This window comes from Streptomyces sp. NRRL S-340, from assembly GCF_000720185.1.
Classification (GTDB): domain Bacteria; phylum Actinomycetota; class Actinomycetes; order Streptomycetales; family Streptomycetaceae; genus Streptomyces.
Window position 1 is genome coordinate 34905 of the sequence record NZ_JOIY01000031.1, and the last position, 16696, is coordinate 51600.

A 16696-nucleotide genomic window follows, 5' to 3' on the forward strand; every position below is an offset into this window, starting at 1 on the left:
GTCAGCCCCGGCTTGACCGCGGTAATCGGCAGCGTGTGCGGAAACAACTGAGAAGAGTGAATGCGACGATAAGCTCGTAGCTCCATTACTCCCTCCTCGTTACAGGTAATGCGATCAGCAACACGGGATCGCTTTTGCCAACTAGGAGGAATAATGATCAAGAAGGTCGTCGCTGCCGCGGTTGCCACCGGTGGGCTCGTCCTCGCGGGCGCGGGCCTGGCCGCCGCCGACTCCGGAGCCCAGGGTGCCGCCGTGCAGTCCCCGGGCGTCGTGTCCGGCAACGTCATCCAGGTGCCCGTGCACGTGCCGGTGAACGTCTGCGGCAACACGATCTCGGTGATCGGGCTGCTGAACCCCGCCTTCGGCAACGCCTGCGTCAACAAGTGACGTTGTGCCCCGCCCCGTGAGGGTCTGACTTCATCGACTCCGTGGGGGGTCTGAACCCGTCGGCCCCGGAGCGCGCGCCATGCGCTCCGGGGCCGACCGGTTTTTCGCGCGCGGCCGTGCCGGCGACGGGTGCATTCCCGCCGTTCACGAGACGCGCGTTCCGGAAGGTTCGAAAAGGTCGAAGGCAGGGATTCAGCAAAATGCGACAGGTCACCCGCAAGGGCCTGATGACCGTGGCGGCAGCCACCGGCGTGATCGCCGCGGCGAGCGGTGCCGCGTACGCCGACGCGGGCGCCGCGGGCGCTGCGGCGGGCTCGCCGGGCGTGCTGTCCGGCAACACGGTCCAGGTGCCGGTGCACGTGCCCGTGAACGTCTGCGGCAACACCGTCGACGTGGTCGGGGTGCTCAACCCGGCGGTGGGCAACAAGTGCGCCGACGTCGGTGGCGGCGGTGCCTCCGACGGACACGGTCACGGGGGGAAGGGACACGGCGGGAAGGGGCACGGCGGCTCCGGCGGCGCGCAGGCCGGCGGGCACACCGGGGGATCGCCGGGCGTCGGTTCGGGCAACACCGTGCAGGTGCCGGTGGACGTGCCCGTGAACGTCTGCGGCAACACCGTCGACGTGGTCGGGGTGCTCAACCCGGCGGTGGGCAACAAGTGCGGCAACACGGGCGGCGGGCACCACACGCCTCCGGGCGGCGGCCACGGCAACCCGCCCGGTCACCCGGGCCACCCCGGTCACCCGGGCCACCCCGGTCACCCGGGCACTCCCGGTCACCCGGGCACTCCCGGGCATCCGGGGACGCCCGCCACGCCGCCCTCGACGGGGGGCCGGACACCCGGCGGAGCGGTGCACGTCAACCACCCCGGTACGCAGACCGTCACCGCTCCCCGCGGCAGCGGGCAGCTGGCCCACACCGGCAGCGAGCTGCCCATGGGCCTCGTCCTGCCGGTCGGCGCGGGCGCGCTGCTGGCGGGCGCGGTGCTGTACCGCAGGGCGCGTGCCTCGGCCTGACCAGTCGTCCACGGTACGGAGGCACGACTGGGAGCTGCGAACAGAAGCGGGTCCCGGCGGGCGGCGCCGCCCGCCGATCGGAACCCACTTTCGTCCCGCAGCTCCCAGCGGGCCCCGCCGACGCGGGGCCCGCTGGCTCCGGTGGCCGCCGGCCCGGGCTCAGCTCACCATGTGGCACGCACCTGGCGGATGATCCGCCGGCGCAACCGCACCCTGCGGCTGCCGTCCCGCAGCAGGCTCAGGCGGTACAACTCCCAGTGTCCGTACTCGGCATGGTCCGTCAGCAGACGCGTCGTCTCCTTGCGGGACACCCCGCGCGGGACGAACACGTCGACAAATTCGTATTCCGGCATCGCATCTATTGTGCGGGCTGGGGCCCGGTACGGATAGCGTCTGCACTATGTCTGATGCTGCGCAGCCCACCGCTGCCGAGGTACGCGCCGCCGCCGAGGCGGTCAAGACCGCGCTCGACCGTCACCTGGCGGCGGTCGAACGCAGGTCGGGGGACGACGACCCGGCCGTCTACGAGGCGTTCAACCAGCTGGCCGCGGCCGCGGAGGCGTACGACGAGCTGCTCTACGACCACTACGACGAGGTCACGCCCTTCGAGATCCCCGGCGACGACGCGCTGCCGCCGTACACGGGTCCCGAGGAGCCGAACGCGATCAGTGTGCTGATCCGCCGCGACTACGCCGTGGCCGAGCCGCAGCGGCTGCTGGCCCAGGCCGAGCGGGTGGAGGCCGCGGAGGCTGGGACCGGCACGGGCATCGGCGCGGGCACCCCCGACACGGTGCACGGGGCGCTCGGTGTGCTGTTCGGCGAGTTCGAACCCGACGAGATCGCCTCCCGGCACAAGGAGTTCGGCCTGGAGGAGGGCGACTCGACCCTGTGGGTCACGGCCGCGGACGAGCCCGCCGATCCGGGTGACTGGCTGGAAGCGCCGTTCGAACAGGTCGACCCGGAGCGCGTGGTCTGCCGCTTCGACGTCAGCGCGGTCTTCGACGATGAGGACGAAGAGCTGGACGTGGACCTGGCGGACGACGAGGACGCCGACGCCGAGGACCTCGAGTCCGACCTCGACGACGACGATCTCGGCTCCGGCCTCGACGAGCAGGACGACGAGGACCTGGAACCCCTGGACGCGACGGACCGCTGAGCCCGGCCGGCCCCTGCGGGGGCGGTCGCGCCGGGTGCTGTGGCGTGCCTGGTGCGCACGGCTGAGCCCGGCCGTCTCTGCGCGGACGGCGGCGCTGGTGGCCGTACTGGTGCCTGCGGCGGGCCTGGTGCGGACCGCCGGGTCCTGCCGACCCCGCGCGGGCGGCGCCGGTGGCCGTACCGGTGCCTCCTGCGGGCTTGGTGCGGGCCGCTGACCCTGCTGGCTCCTGCGCCGGTGGTCGTGCCGGGGCCTGTGGCGGCCCGGCCCGGATCGCTGAGCCCGCGTCGGCACGGGTCCGGGGCCGTCACCCCGCCCCCGGCCGCGGATCCGTTCCGGTGCCGGTCCTGCTCGGTCCCGGCTCCGGGTCCTGGGGCGCCGGGTGCGGGCCTACGCCTCGGCCCGCGTCTGCGGGGCCAGCAGGACGGGCAGCCGGGTGGTGCGCGGCCGGGCCGGGACCTCGGCCACGGCCCTGGGGAGCGCCTGCTCCACCCCGTGCACCACGGACAGGTGACGGCTCGCCCGGCCGAACGCGGTGTAGACCCACGGCCTGCTGAGCGCCTGCGCGGCGTCCCCGGGAAGAACCACGACCGCCGCGGGCCACCGGCCGCCCACGGCCTGGTGCGCGGTCAGCGCCCACCCGAGCCGTACGCAGCCCTCCACCCGCTCCTTGGGCACGACCACGGGCTCGCCCGCGCACGACAGGTGCAGCCCGTCGGCGTCGGCCTTCACCACCTGACCGGGCAGCGTCCGGCCGGGTGCGGGGGAGTAGGCCACCCGGTCACCCGGGTCGAAGCCGCCGAAGCGGCCGGGGCCCGGATTCAGCCGTTCTTTGAGCGCCGCGTTGAGCGCGCGGGTACCCGCCGCGCCGCCGTGCCCCGGCGTGATCACCACGGTCTGCTCCGCCGGGACACCGATCGCCCGCGGCACCGAGTCCGCGACGAGCTGCACCGTGCGGTGCACGGCCTCGCCCGCGTCCCGAACCGGAACGATCACCACCTCTTTGCCGGGAGCGTCCACCTGGTTCAGCTCGCCGACGCCGATCCCGGAGACCAGTTCGCCCAGCGGACCGGGGTCCGGCACCCGGGAGGCGACGCGCGGGCAGACCCCTGCCGCCAGCAGGTCCGCGAAGACCCGCCCGGGGCCCACGGACCACAGCACCGCGGGATCCCCGGCGAGCACCAGCCGGGCACCGTCCGGCAGCGACTCCACGACCAGGGCCGCCGTCTCGACGTCGAGCTGGGGGGCGTCGAGGACGACGAGGAGATCCAGGTCGAGGGCGCCGTCCGCGTCCCGGCCAGGCCCCTCGGCGCCGGACAGCAGCCCGGCCACCGTGGCGACGGCGTGACCGCCCTCCCCGGCCTGTCCGGAGGCGGTGAAGGCGTCCCGGCCGAGCGGGCTGTGCGTGGCGGCCCAGGCGCGCAGCCCCAGGTCGTGGGCCGCCCGGAGCAGCCGGGCCGCCTCGGACCGGGAGGCCTCCCCGCCCGTGTGCAGCACCAGACCGTGGCCCGCGACCGCGCGGATCAGCTCGGCCGTGGAACCCCGGGCCTGAGCGGCGGCCCGCTCCCAGCTCTGCGCGGGGGCGTCCTCCTTCGGTACGGAGTTGACGAGCCGGGCCAGGCCGTCGGCCAGGCTCTCCTCGGCGAGCGCGTACCGCTCCAGGCCGACCAGGATCCGCACCGGGCGTTCCTCGCCGGTCCCGCCGTCCTCCGCGTCGCCCTCCTCGCCGCCGGCCGGGGCAGCCGGTGCCCCCGGCTCCTCCAGGGCGTCCTGGAACACCAGTGCCTCGCCCTCCGCGAGCGCGTCCTGCAGAGCACCGTCCGGATCGGGGACACCGCGCTGGGCCAGGGCGGCGGTGAGTGCCGGCGCGTCGAGGGCGGTGTGCCCGGCGAGCGCCGCCTGCTCCAGGAGCCAGACGGTGAACGCCCGGCCGCGCCGCTCGTCGGCGGGCCCGCACTCCGCCCCGAGCAGCGCCCGCGCGAAGCCGTCCGCCTGCTCCGGACGTACGCCCGGGACGCGGAGCAACTGCCAGGGATCGGCCCGCAGCCGGTCCTCGGCACTCTCACCGAGGGCCGACGCGACCGCGAGGGCGAGTGTCCGCGGGGCGCCGCCCTCGGCCAGTACCCGGCCCACGGCCTCGACGGTCCCGGCGCCGGGAGCCGGCGACGCGGGGGCCGCTTCGGCCGGCACGGGGGCCGGCCGCCGTGCCGGTTCGGGAGCGGGCCTGCGCCGCACGGCTTCCGGCTCCGGCTCGGCGAAGACCGCGGCCGTGGGCTTCTCACCGCTCTCCACGGCCCGTACCGCGGCGAGCAGGTCGGCCGCCCGGCCGCTGAGCTTGGTCCCGCTCTCGATCGGCGCCGTCTTCTCCGCCTTCCGCCGCGCGATGCGTTCCCGCTCGACCCGCTGCGCGGCGAGCTCCGCCTCGGCCTCGGACAGCCGGCCTCCGCCGTCGGAGCCGCCCTGCTCCCCGGCCCCCGGCCCGTCCTCGTCACCGGCCCGGCCGGCTCCGTCGCCGCCCCCGCCGGCGCCTTCGCCGCCTTCAGTACCGCCCGCGCCCGCACCCGAGCCCGCGCTCGCGTCCGCCGGGCCGGCGCCACCCTCACCCGGGCCGGCGGTGTCCGCCCCGCCGTCGCCCGAGACGCCCCCGGACCCCGCGTCGCCTGGTTCCTCGGTGCCGGGCTCGTCGGTGCCGGGCCCCTCGGCACCGGCCCCCGCCGCGCCCGGCCCCTGCGCGCCGGACGCCTCGGTACCGGCCGGGTCCGGGCCGGTGCCCCGCGGGTCCGGGACGGCTTCCGGGGTCCCCGGCCCGGTGTTCTCCGTGGTCTCCGGCTCCGTGCTCACAGCGTGCTCCAGTCGTGATCGGGATAGCGGTGCACGGGCGCCGACACGTCGTCGAGCGCCCGGCAGATCTCGTCAGGAAGACTAAGGGTCTCCACTGACAACGCCGCCGTGAGCTGCTGTGCCGTGCGCGCGCCGATGACCGGGGCGGTCACGCCGGGCCGGTCCCGGACCCAGGCCAGCGCGACCTGGAGCGGGGTCACCGCCAGCCCGTCCGCCGCCGTGGTCACCGCGTCGACGATGCGGCCGGCGGTGTCGTCGAGGTACGGCTCGACGAACGGCGCGAGATGGTCCGAGGCGCCCCGCGAGTCCGTCGGCAGCCCGTCGCGGTACTTGCCGGTCAGAACTCCTCTGCCCAGGGGGGAGGAGGGCAGTATGCCGATGCCCAGGTCGAGCGCGGCGGGCAGCACCTCGCGCTCGACGCCCCGCTGCAGCAGCGAGTACTCCATCTGCGTGCTGGCCAGCCGGGTCCGGGTGCCCGGCGCCGCCAGCTGCCAGGTGGCCGCCTTGGCCAGCTGCCAGCCGCAGAAGTTGGAGACCCCGGCATAGCGCACCCGACCACTGCTCACGGCCAGGTCGAGGGCCTGGAGGGTCTCCTCCAGCGGCGTGTACGGGTCGTAGGCGTGCACGTGCCACACGTCGATGTAGTCCGTGCCGAGGCGGGTGAGCGAGGCGTCCAGGGCCGCCAGCAGATGGCCGCGGGAGCCGTCGAAGCGGCGGTCGGGGTCCGGCACGCTGCCGGCCTTCGTCGACACGATCAGGTCGTGGCGCGGAACGAGCCCTTCCATGAGCCGCCCGAGCAGGTATTCCGCCTCTCCGTCGCCGTACACGTCGGCCGTGTCGACGAGGGTGCCGCCCGCCTCCCAGAACGCCTTCAGCATGTCCGCGGCGTCGTGCTCGTCGGTGTCCCGGCCCCAGGTGAGGGTGCCGAGGCCGATGCGGGACACGCGCAGGCCCGTACGGCCGAGATGCCTCTGCTCCATGAACGCCGAGATTACTGGCCACGGATGCCGCGTGGGTGACCTGTGGACAACCCGCTCCCGGCGCTCCCGGCAGCCGACGAGTCCGCCGTCACACCGGCCGCGACCTGCCGCATCCCGCGGCCCCGCGCTAGGGTCTCCCGCACAGGCACGTTACTCATCGGTAAGGGGATTGGGCATGCGGCTCGGGATCAACCTCGGCTACTGGGGTGCCGGCATGGACGCGGACAACCTGGCCGTCGCGCAGGAGGCCGACCGCCTCGGCTACGCCGTGTGCTGGGCGGCCGAGGCCTACGGCTCGGACGCGGCCACCGTCCTCACCTGGGTCGCGGCGCAGACCGAGCGCATCGACGTCGGCTCGGCCATCTTCCAGATCCCCGCCCGCCAGCCGGCGATGACGGCGATGACCGCGGCCACGCTCGACTCGCTGTCCGGCGGCCGGTTCCGCCTCGGCCTCGGCGTCTCGGGCCCGCAGGTCTCCGAGGGCTGGTACGGCGTCAAGTTCGACAAGCCGCTCGCCCGCACCCGCGAGTACGTCGAGATCGTCCGCAAGGCCATGACCCGCGAGCGGCTGACCCACGACGGCGAGCACTGGACGCTGCCGCTGCCCGGCGGCCCCGGCAAGCCGATCAAGCTGACCGTGCACCCGCAGCGCGAGCACATCCCGCTCTACATCGCCGCCATCGGCCCGAAGAACCTGGAGCAGACCGGCGAGATCGCCGACGGCGCCCTGCTCATCTTCCCCTCGGCCGACCACCTGGAGGAGACGGCGGTCCGCCATCTGCGGGCCGGACGGGAGAAGGCCGGGCTGTCGATGGACGGCTTCGACGTCTGTCCGACGGTCCCCCTCGCGCTCGGCGAGGACAAGGACGTACCCGCGCTCGCCGACACCTTCCGCCCCTACACGGCGCTCTACGTCGGCGGCATGGGCAGCCGCAAGCAGAACTTCTACAACCAGCTCGCCCGGCGCATGGGCTACGAGAGCGCGGCGGCCGAGATCCAGGACAAGTACCTGTCCGGGGACAAGCAGGGCGCCGCCGCCGCCGTACCGCAGGACCTGATCGACCGGACCACGCTGCTCGGCTCCGTCGACCGGATCGCGGACCGGATGAAGGCCTACGCGGCGGCCGGGGTGACCACGTTGACCCTCGCCCCGGCGGGATTCACCCTGGACGAGCGCCTGGCCAGCCTCCGGGCCGGCACCGAGGCCCTGGAGCGCGCCGGACTGGCGTGAGCTTTCTGCGGCCGTGGTGGGGGCTCGGGGGGTCTTCCCCGCCACGGCCGTCACGGGGAACAACGCCCCGGCGCCCGCCGGGTTACGCCCCGCGCGCCGGGTGTCCGCCGCTCCGTCCGGTCCCATGCGCCCCCGCCCGTGCCGCACCACCCCGAGCCCGCACGTGACTCGTCCGCTGCGACGGTCCGGCGGGACGGCGGTCTCCCTCTCCCCACCGTCCGGCGTTCTCGCGGTCATGGCCCGGACGGACCGCGTCCTCGTCCTCGGCTGTCGCGGGTCCGTTCGGCGCTCTGGCGGCGGGTGTCCGCGCCGTCTACGGCCCTGGGCGGTGCGCCGGGCGGCGGCCCTGACGATGCCCCGGCGGCGCGACGCGCCGGGCGGCCCCAGCCCCCCAGCCCAGGACTCCGGGCCCCGGCACTCACGGCCCCGGCACCCCCGCCGGCGAAGACGCCTGAGTCCGCCCGAGCGCACCCCGGCGTGCGCCTGAGCCACCGCCGCGCCCCCTGGGTCAGCGCGCCCCGCGAGCGCGCCCGCAGCGTGCCCTCACAGCCACTCGCGCCGCTTGAACTGCCGGTACAGCAGCACCTCCAGGGCGGCCATCACCGCGATCACCGCCGGGTAGGACCACAGCCAGTGCAGCTCGGGCATGTGGTCGAAGTTCATGCCGTAGATACCGGCGATCATCGTCGGGATCGCGGCCATGGCCGCCCACGCCGAGATCTTCCGCATGTCGTCGTTCTGCTGGACGCTGGTCTGCGCCAGATGCGCGGAGAGGATGTCCGAGACCAGGCGGTCCAGGCCCTCCACGGACTCGTTCACCCGGGTCAGGTGGTCGCTGACGTCCCGGAAGAAGGGGTGCGCCGAGTCGTCCACGAACGGCACGGTCGCGGTGAACGCGCCCACCCCCGTGCCGCCCAGCCGGGACATCGGCACGGCCAGCGGACCTGTCGCACGGCGGAACTCGGTGATCTGCCGCTTGAAGTTGTAGATACGGGAGGCGGTGTTCCGCGAGCCGCCCCGGTCGGGGGAGAAGACCTCCGCCTCCAGCTCCTCCAGGTCCGTCTGCAGTTCGGTCGCCACGTCCAGATAGTGGTCGACGACCGTGTCGGCGATGGCGTACAGCACCGCCGTCGGGCCCTTGCCGAGCATCTCCGGCTCCTGCTCCAGCCGGTGCCGTACGGTCGCGAGACCGTCGCCCTCACCGTGACGGACGGTCACGACGAACGAGTCACCCAGGAAGATCATGATCTCGCCGGTCGAGACGGCGTCGCTCCGCGGCTCGTACACCACCGGCTTCAGCACCACGAACAGCGAGTCGTCGTAGACCTCCAGCTTGGGCCGCTGGTGCGCCTTCAGGGCGTCCTCGACCGCCAGCGCGTGCAGCGCGAACTCCTGGCTGACCAGGTCGAACTCCTGCGCGCTCGGTTCGTGCAGCCCCACCCACACGAACCCGCCGGCCGCCCGTGCCTCGGCCAGGGCGTCGGAGAAGTCCTCCGGGCCCTCCGTCCGGTGCCCGCCGCGGTAGATGCCACAGTCCACGATCACGGAGCGTTCTCTCCCTTCGCCCGGCCGACGCCGGAGCCGCGTGTACCCCTACCCTGGCCGCATGCCCACGCTGATCCTCGTCAGGCACGGACGTTCGACCGCCAACACCGCGGGACTGCTCGCCGGCTGGACACCCGGTGTCGCCCTCGACGAACGCGGTACCGAGCAGGCCGCCGCGCTGCCCGGCCGGCTCGGCGGGCTGCCGATCGCCGAGGTGGTCACCAGCCCGCTGCAACGCTGCCAGGAGACCGTACAGCCGCTCCTTGAGGCCCGTCCCGGCCTGAGCGCGCACACCGACGAGCGGATCGGGGAGTGCCACTACGGCGACTGGTCCGGCCGCAAACTCGCCGAACTCAAGGACGAGCCGCTGATGGAGGTCGTCCAGGCGCACCCGTCCGCCGCGGCCTTCCCCGGCGGCGAGTCCCTGCGCGCGATGCAGACCCGCGCCGCCGAGGCGGTGCGCGAGTGGAACGCGCGCGTGGAACGCGACCACGGCCCCGACGCCGTGTACCTGATGTGCTCCCACGGCGACATCATCAAGTCCCTCGTCGCGGAGGCACTGGGACTGCACCTCGACCTCTTCCAGCGGATCTCCGTGGAGCCCTGCTCCGTCACCGCGATCCGCTACACCCGCCTGCGGCCCTTCCTGGTGCGCCTCGGCGACACCGGCGACCTCACGTCCCTGGCGCCCCGCGAGGAGCCCGCCGGCGGCGACGCACCGGTCGGGGGCGGCGCGGGCGCACCGTGATCGTCGGCCGCAGTAGGGTGAAGCGGTCGCCGTCGACCTCAAGATTCCGTCGTTTTCCCGATCCCCATGGAGACAGGACGTGTCCCGTCAGGTGTTCCTCTACGACCTCCCGGACCGTTTCGTGGCCGGCACGGTCGGACTGCCCGGGCGCCGTACGTTCTTCCTCCAGGCCACCGCCGGCTCCCGGGTGACCAGTGTGGCCCTGGAGAAGACCCAGGTGGCCGCGCTCGCCGAGCGCATGGACGAGCTGCTCGACGAGGTGGTGCGCCGCAGCGGCGGCAACGCGGCCGTGCCCGCGGTCGCCCCCACCGAGATCGCCGACACCGGCCCGCTGGACACCCCCGTCGAGGAGGAGTTCCGGGTCGGCACCATGGCCCTGGCCTGGGACGGCGAGGAGCAGCGCATGATCGTCGAGGCCCAGGCCCTCGTCGAACTCGACGCCGAGTCCGAGGAGGACCTCGCCGAGGCCGAGGAGCGGCTGCTCCAGGACGAGGAGAACGGACCCCCGATGCTGCGGGTCCGGCTCACCGGCGCGCAGGCGAGGGCCTTCGCCAAGCGCGCCCTCGACGTCGTCAACGCCGGGCGGCCGCCGTGCCCGCTGTGCAGCCTCCCGCTCGACCCGGAAGGACACGTATGTCCGCGCCAGAACGGATACCGCCGCGGGGCGTGACGCCCGAGCAGGCGCCCGCCGAGCTGCTCGCCCGGGGCGAGCTGACCGTGCGCGGCCGCATCCGTGAGGCCTCCAACGCGGTGCTCCTGTGCACCGTCGCCCACGACGGCCGTCAGGCGTCCTGCGTCTACAAGCCGGTCGCCGGGGAACGCCCGCTGTGGGACTTCCCCGACGGCACCCTGGCCGGCCGCGAGGTCGCCGCCTACGAGGTCTCCGAGGCGACCGGCTGGGGCCTGGTCCCGCCGACCGTGCTGCGCGACGGCCCCTACGGCGAGGGCATGGTCCAGCTGTGGATCGACGCGGCCCCCGAAGGCCCCGGCACCGAACTCCTCGCCCTGCTGGACGCCGAGGAGCCGGGACCGGGCTGGAAGGCGATCGGCTTCGCGGAGGTCGGCGAGGACCGCACCGCGCTGCTGGTGCACGCCGACGACGAGCGGCTGCGCCGGCTGGCCGTCCTGGACGCGGTCATCAACAACGCCGACCGCAAGGGCGGCCACCTGCTGCCCGCAGCGGACGGCCGGCTCTACGGCATCGACCACGGCGTCACCTTCAACGCCGAGAACAAGCTGCGCACCCTGCTGTGGGGCTGGGCCGGCGAGCCCCTGCCCCAGGAGGCCCTGTGCGTCCTGAAGGGCCTCAAGGACGCCCTGGCCGACGGCGCGGGTCTCGCGACCCGGCTGGCCGCTCTGCTCACCCCGGCGGAGGTCGACGCCACCCGCGCGCGCGTGGACGCCCTCCTCGGCACCGGTGTCCACCCGGAACCGACGGGGGAGTGGCCGGCGATCCCCTGGCCACCGGTGTAGGAAGCACACCCCTCGCGTTCCGGCAAGAACGCCTTCCCGGCCAACTGCGAGATCCGGTTCGTGGACGGGACCGCGGTCCGGTTACGCTCATGACATGCATGCCTGGCCCGCTTCCGAGGTCCCCGCCCTGCCTGGTCAGGGCCGCGACCTGAGGATCCACGACACCGCGACCGGGGGTCTCGTGACCCTCGCCCCCGGTCCCGTCGCCCGTATCTACGTCTGCGGCATCACGCCGTACGACGCCACCCACATGGGGCACGCGGCGACCTACAACGCGTTCGACCTCGTACAGCGCGTGTGGCTCGACACCAAGCGGCAGGTCCACTACGTCCAGAACGTGACCGACGTCGACGATCCGCTGCTGGAGCGGGCGCAGCGCGACGACGTCGACTGGGTGAAGCTGGCCGAGCAGGAGACGGCCCTGTTCCGCGAGGACATGACCGCCCTGCGGATGCTGCCGCCCCGGCACTACATAGGTGCCGTGGAGGCGATACCCGGCATCGTCCCGCTGGTCGAACGCCTGCGCGACATGGGTGCCGCCTACGAGCTGGACGGCGACGTCTACTTCTCCGTCGAGTCCGACCCCCACTTCGGCGGCGTCTCGCACCTCGACGCCGCAGCGATGCGGCTGCTGTCCGCCGAGCGCGGCGGCGACCCCGACCGCCCCGGCAAGAAGAACCCGCTGGACCCGATGCTGTGGATGGCGGCCCGGGACGGCGAACCCAGCTGGGACGGCGGCTCCCTGGGCCGTGGCCGGCCCGGCTGGCACATCGAGTGCGTGGCCATCGCCCTGGACCACCTCGGCATGGGCTTCGACGTCCAGGGCGGCGGCTCCGACCTCGCCTTCCCGCACCACGAGATGGGCGCCTCGCACGCCCAGGTGCTCACCGGCGAGTTCCCCATGGCCAAGGCGTACGTCCACGCCGGCATGGTCGCGCTGAACGGCGAGAAGATGTCCAAGTCCAAGGGGAACCTGGTCTTCGTGTCGCGGCTGCGGCGCGACGGTGTCGACCCCGCGGCCATCCGGCTCGCCCTGCTCGCCCACCACTACCGCTCCGACTGGGAGTGGACCGACCAGGTGCTCCAGGACGCCGTCGCACGCCTGGGCCGCTGGCGCGCGGCCGTCTCCCGGCCCGACGGACCGTCCGCCGAGGCCCTGGTGGAGGAGATCCGCGACGCCCTCGCCGACGACCTGGACGCCCCCGCCGCGCTCGCCGCCGTGGACCGGTGGGCCGCGCTCCAGCAGGAGCGGGGCGGCACGGACACCGGTGCGCCCGGCCTCGTCTCGCGCGCCGTGGACGCCCTGCTCGGCGTGGCGGTCTGACCCGTAGGCCGACGTCCGGCCCCCGTACGGACATCAGGGGCGGTGCGCGATCCGCGCACCGCCTCTGATCCGTTCACCACGCCCGTTCACCCCGCCGGCTCACTCGGCCGGTCCGCCGGGTCACTCCCGCGTGTCGGTGCCCGAGCCGTCGTTCCCGTCCGGGCCCTGGTCGCCGCGGCGGTCGCCGTCCGCGTCCTGGCCCTCGCCTCCGTCGCGGTCGCCGTCCGTCGCCCGGCCCTCGCCCGCCCCGGGGGTGTCGTCCCCGTCGCGGGCGTGGTCCCCGCCCCCGTCCCCGGCGCCGTCCTTGCCGCGGTCCTCTTCACCGGCGCCGGACTCCGCCTCGGGCCTCGGCGGCCTCGGGGGCCGGGTGCGCCCGCCGGGGCCGTCCCGCAGGAACGAGCCGGCCTCGCCGCCGTCCGCCGTGGCGTGGCCCCCGGACGAGGGGCCGCCACCGTCCCGGCGGCGCAGGTACCGTTCGAACTCGCGGGCGATCGCCTCGCCCGACGCCTCCGGCAGCTCGGCGGTGTCCCGGGCCTCCTCCAGCGTCTGGACGTACTCGGCGACCTCGGTGTCCTCGGCGGCGAGCTGGTCCACCCCCACCTGCCAGGCGCGCGCGTCCTCCGGCAGCTCGCCCAGCGGGATGCGCAGGTCGAGCAGGTCCTCCAGACGGTTGAGCAGCGCCAGCGTGGCCTTCGGGTTGGGCGGCTGCGACACGTAGTGGGGGACCGCGGCCCACAGGGAGACCGCCGGGACCCCGGCGTGCGTGCAGGCCTCCTGGAGGACGCCCACGATGCCCGTCGGACCCTCGTACTTGGTCTCCTCCAGGTCCATCCGGCGGGCCAGGTCCGCGTCGGAGGTCGTCCCGCTGATCGGGACCGGACGCGTGTGCGGGGTGTCACCGAGCAGGGCGCCCAGGACGACCACCAGTTCCACGCCCAGTTCGTGGGCGAAACCGAGCAGTTCGTTGCAGAACGAGCGCCAGCGCATGGACGGTTCGATCCCGCGCACCAGGACCAGGTCGCGTGGTTTGTCCCCGCCGATGCGGACCACCGACAGTCTCGTCGTCGGCCAAGTGATCTTCCGCACACCGCCCTCCATGAAGACGGTGGGGCGGTTCACCTGGAAGTCGTAGTAGTCCTCGGCGTCCAGCGCCGCGAACACCTCGCCCTTCCACTCCTTCTCCAGATGCGCGACCGCGGTGGAGGCGGCGTCGCCGGCATCGTTCCAGCCCTCGAACGCGGCCACCATGACCGGGTCGATCAGCTCGGGAACCCCCTCGAGCTCGATCACCCAGCGCCTCCTTCCGACGTGCCCTCGCTTGACCCACCAACCTTACGGCGTGCGGCGGGGGCGCCCGCGACCCCCTTGCACGGGGGAGTGAACGCATCACTGCCCCGTCCGGGGCGGTCGGACACCCATGATCGTCGGCGCGGCCCGCCCCGCCCGCGGCGCCCGCACCTGCGACGGCCCGGCGCGGTCACAGCGCCGAGCGCAGCCACTGCTCGACGCTCGCGATGTGCACCGTCGCCCAGGAGCGCGCCGCCTCCGCGTCCCGGTCGCGCAGCGCGCCGAGGATCGCCCGGTGCTCGCGCAGGGTGCGGCCCACGGCGTCCTCCTGGGTCAGCCCGCGCCAGATCCGGGCCCGCGTGGTGGGTCCGGACAGTCCGTCGAGCAGCGAGCACAGCACCGAGTTGCCCGAACTGCCCACGATGCCCCGGTGGAACTCCAGGTCGGCGGCGACCAGCTCCTCCACCGAGGGGTTGCCGCCGAGCGCGTCCAACTGGGCGTCCAAGGAGATCAGTTGCTGCTCGCTGATGCGTGAGGCGGCCAGCGCGGTCGCGGCCGGCTCCAGGATGCGGCGCACGGCCAGGAACTCCAGCACCGTGTCGTCGCGGTGGAAGTCGACGACGAAACTCAGCGCCTCCAGCAGGAGTTGGGGATCCAGGCTGGTGACGTACGTGCCGTCGCCCTGCCGCACGTCCAGGATCCGCATCAGCGACAGCGCGCGCACCGCCTCCCGCAGGGAGTTGCGGGACAGGCCGAGGTCGGCGGCGAGTTCGCTCTCCTTGGGCAGCCGGTCACCGGGCCGCAGCGCGCCGGAGACGATCATCCCCTTGATCTTCTCGATCGCCTCGTCGGTCACTGCCATGCTCGGCCTCCCGCCCCTCGTGCATGGGATGTGTCGGCGGCCATTATGCGACCCGGCCGCCCCGCCCCGGCGCGGGCGGCAGCACGACCCGTGCCCCGCCCGGGAGGCCTCCGGCCGGCCCGCCCCGCCCATGGACGCCGGACCGCCCCGCCTCGCGGCACGGCCGGCCCGGCGCCCCTCGCCGGACGCCGGGCCGGCCGTGCCGCCGCACCGGCTACTTCCGGCTACTTCTTGTCGAGCACGTCCTGGACCTTGGCCCGGACCTCGTCCGTGGCCAGGCCGCGGATCGTCAGCGTCGTGCGGCGGCGCAGCACGTCGTCCGGGGTCTCGGCCCACTCGTGGTCGCGGGCCCACACGACCTGCGCCCAGATCTCCGGCGCGTCCGGGTGGACCCGCTCGCCCAGTTCCGGGTTCTCGTTGGCCAGCCGGGCGATGTCCAGGGCCAGCGAGCCGTAGTGCGTGGCCAGGTGCCGGGCCGTGTCGGCGGCCATGCGCGGGCCGGGCGCGGGACGGTCCACCAGCAGGCGGTGCGCGACCGCGCGCGGGTTGGCGATGCCCGGCAGCGGCAGCTTCTTCGGCAGCGCCGAGATCGGCTCGAAGTCGTCGCCCAGCGGGTGGCCCGGCAGCGCCTCCAGCTTCTTCATGACGGTGCGCCCGATGTGCCGGAACGTCGTCCACTTGCCGCCCGCGACGGACAGCATGCCGCCCTTGCCCTCGGTCACCACGGTCTCGCGCTTGGCCTTGGCGGTGTCGCCGGGACCGCCCGGCAGCACCCGCAGGCCCGCGAAGGAGTACGTGATCAGGTCGCGGTCGAGCTGCTGGTCGCGGATGGAGAACGCGGCCTCGTCGAGTATCTGGGCGACGTCCTTGTCGTTGACCGCGACGTCGGCCGGGTCGCCCTCGTACTCCTCGTCGGTGGTGCCGAGCAGCAGCATGTCCTCCCAGGGGAGGGCGAAGGTGATGCGGTACTTGTCGATGGGGGTCGCCAGCGCGGCCTTCCACGGCGCGGTGCGCTTGAGGACCAGGTGGGCGCCCTTGGACAGGCGGATGGACGGCGCCGCGTTCGGGTCCTCCATCTTCCGCAGGTGGTCGACCCAGGGGCCGGTCGCGTTCAGCACCAGCCGGGCGTCCACCCCGAACTCGTCGCCGGAGAGCCGGTCGCGCAGCTCCGCGCCGGTCACCCGGCCCTTGGTGAAGCGCAGGCCCGTGACCTCGGCGTGGTTGAGGACCACCGCGCCCGCCTCGACGGCCGCGCGGACCGTCATCAGCGCCATGCGCGCGTCGTTCATCTGGTCGTCGCCGTACACGGCCACGGCCTTGAGGTTCTCGGTGCGCAGCTCGGGCACGTCCTGCGCGGCCTTCGCCGGGCTGAGCAGGTGGCCCACGCCGTCACCGAACGCGGAGAGCGCGGAGTAGGCGAACACGCCCGCCCCGAGCTTCGCCGCGCCGTGCGGCCCGCCCTTGTACACGGGGAGGTAGAAGGTGAGCGGGTTCGCCAGGTGGGGGGCCACCTGGCGGGAGACCGCACGGCGCTCGAAGTGGTTCTCCGCCACCAGCTTCACCGCACCGGTCTGCAGGTAGCGCAGACCCCCGTGGAGCAGCTTGGAGGAGGCGGAGGAGGTGGCGCCGGCCCAGTCGCCGGCGTCGACCAGGGCCACCCTGAGGCCGGACTGCGCGGCGTGCCAGGCGGTGGAGATGCCCAGGATGCCGCCGCCGATCACGAGGAGGTCGTACGTCGCCTTGGAGAGCTGCTCCCGGGTCTCGGCCCGGCTCGGGTTCGAGCCGGAGGCCGGGTGCGTCCCCAGGGCAGGCACGGACTGCAGGGTGGACTGACTGGTCATTGCGGTTC

15 protein-coding genes are annotated in these 16696 nt (G+C 74.1%); 8 read left to right on the top strand and 7 right to left on the bottom strand.

The genetic code is table 11. The annotated features are described in order from the left end of the window. The first annotated feature begins 153 nt into the window (after positions 1–153). Together chpH and IG64_RS43100 are read left to right on the top strand one after the other, a co-directional pair. Positions 154–387, top strand: a complete 234-nt coding sequence (gene chpH / locus IG64_RS23610; protein WP_037859555.1) for a chaplin ChpH — start codon at positions 154–156, stop codon at positions 385–387. Between the two features lie 200 nt (positions 388–587). Continuing rightward, positions 588–1403: a chaplin gene (locus IG64_RS43100; RefSeq protein ID WP_037859556.1), complete on the top strand. Its 816-nt coding sequence runs from the start codon at positions 588–590 to the stop codon at positions 1401–1403. 164 nt (positions 1404–1567) lie between these two features. On the opposite strand, the gene IG64_RS23620 is transcribed toward IG64_RS43100, so the two are convergent. Further along, the gene (locus IG64_RS23620) at positions 1568–1756 is read right to left on the bottom strand and encodes a DUF5703 family protein (RefSeq protein ID WP_037859559.1); all 189 of its coding nucleotides are present in this window, start codon (positions 1754–1756) and stop codon (positions 1568–1570) included. A 47-nt stretch (positions 1757–1803) separates the two neighbouring features. Between IG64_RS23620 and IG64_RS23625 the strand changes: the two genes are divergently transcribed. Continuing rightward, positions 1804–2559 carry a hypothetical protein gene (locus IG64_RS23625; RefSeq protein WP_037859560.1) on the top strand — a complete coding sequence of 252 codons (756 nt, stop codon included), beginning with the start codon at positions 1804–1806 and terminating at the stop codon, positions 2557–2559. 387 nt (positions 2560–2946) lie between these two features. Here IG64_RS23625 and IG64_RS23630 read toward each other — a convergent pair whose 3' ends face one another. Further along, a complete protein-coding gene (locus tag IG64_RS23630) occupies positions 2947–5397 on the bottom strand; it encodes a helix-hairpin-helix domain-containing protein (protein WP_037859562.1) in 2451 nt (816 codons plus the stop codon). Continuing rightward, positions 5394–6377 carry an aldo/keto reductase gene (locus tag IG64_RS23635; RefSeq protein WP_037859564.1) on the bottom strand — a complete coding sequence of 328 codons (984 nt, stop codon included), beginning with the start codon at positions 6375–6377 and terminating at the stop codon, positions 5394–5396. Before IG64_RS23635 ends, IG64_RS23630 begins: the two co-directional genes overlap by 4 nt. Positions 6378–6552: 175 nt before the next feature. On the opposite strand from IG64_RS23635, the gene IG64_RS23640 reads away from it, so the two are divergent. Next, a complete protein-coding gene (locus IG64_RS23640; RefSeq protein WP_037859565.1) occupies positions 6553–7608 on the top strand; it encodes an LLM class F420-dependent oxidoreductase in 1056 nt (351 codons plus the stop codon). Positions 7609–8151: 543 nt separating this feature from the next. On the opposite strand, the gene IG64_RS23645 is transcribed toward IG64_RS23640, so the two are convergent. Next, a complete protein-coding gene (locus tag IG64_RS23645; RefSeq protein WP_037859566.1) occupies positions 8152–9153 on the bottom strand; it encodes a magnesium and cobalt transport protein CorA in 1002 nt (333 codons plus the stop codon). A gap of 61 nt (positions 9154–9214) precedes the next feature. Between IG64_RS23645 and IG64_RS23650 the strand changes: the two genes are divergently transcribed. From IG64_RS23650 to mshC, 4 genes are all read left to right on the top strand, one after another. After that, positions 9215–9901, top strand: a complete 687-nt coding sequence (locus IG64_RS23650; RefSeq protein WP_037859568.1) for a histidine phosphatase family protein — start codon at positions 9215–9217, stop codon at positions 9899–9901. 79 nt (positions 9902–9980) lie between these two features. Next, entirely contained in the window at positions 9981–10571 is a 591-nt protein-coding gene (locus tag IG64_RS23655; RefSeq protein ID WP_037859571.1) for a DUF3090 domain-containing protein, read from the top strand. Continuing rightward, positions 10535–11374 (top strand): SCO1664 family protein, encoded by an 840-nt coding sequence (locus tag IG64_RS23660; protein WP_107474334.1) that lies wholly within the window; start codon positions 10535–10537, stop codon positions 11372–11374. The genes IG64_RS23655 and IG64_RS23660 overlap by 37 nt, the downstream gene beginning before the upstream one ends. Before the next feature lie 94 nt (positions 11375–11468). After that, positions 11469–12698 (top strand): cysteine--1-D-myo-inosityl 2-amino-2-deoxy-alpha-D-glucopyranoside ligase, encoded by a 1230-nt coding sequence (mshC, locus tag IG64_RS23665; protein WP_037859575.1) that lies wholly within the window; start codon positions 11469–11471, stop codon positions 12696–12698. 120 nt (positions 12699–12818) lie between these two features. Here the strand turns inward: mshC and IG64_RS23670 are convergent, their stop codons facing one another. From IG64_RS23670 to IG64_RS23680, 3 genes are all read right to left on the bottom strand, one after another. After that, entirely contained in the window at positions 12819–13988 is a 1170-nt protein-coding gene (locus IG64_RS23670) for a PAC2 family protein (protein WP_078884184.1), read from the bottom strand. A 187-nt stretch (positions 13989–14175) separates the two neighbouring features. After that, entirely contained in the window at positions 14176–14847 is a 672-nt protein-coding gene (locus IG64_RS23675) for a FadR/GntR family transcriptional regulator (protein ID WP_037859577.1), read from the bottom strand. Positions 14848–15071: 224 nt separating this feature from the next. Beyond that, on the bottom strand, positions 15072–16688 hold the full coding sequence (locus IG64_RS23680) for a glycerol-3-phosphate dehydrogenase/oxidase (RefSeq protein WP_037859579.1): 1617 nt from the start codon (positions 16686–16688) through the stop codon (positions 15072–15074). Positions 16689–16696 lie beyond the last annotated feature (8 nt).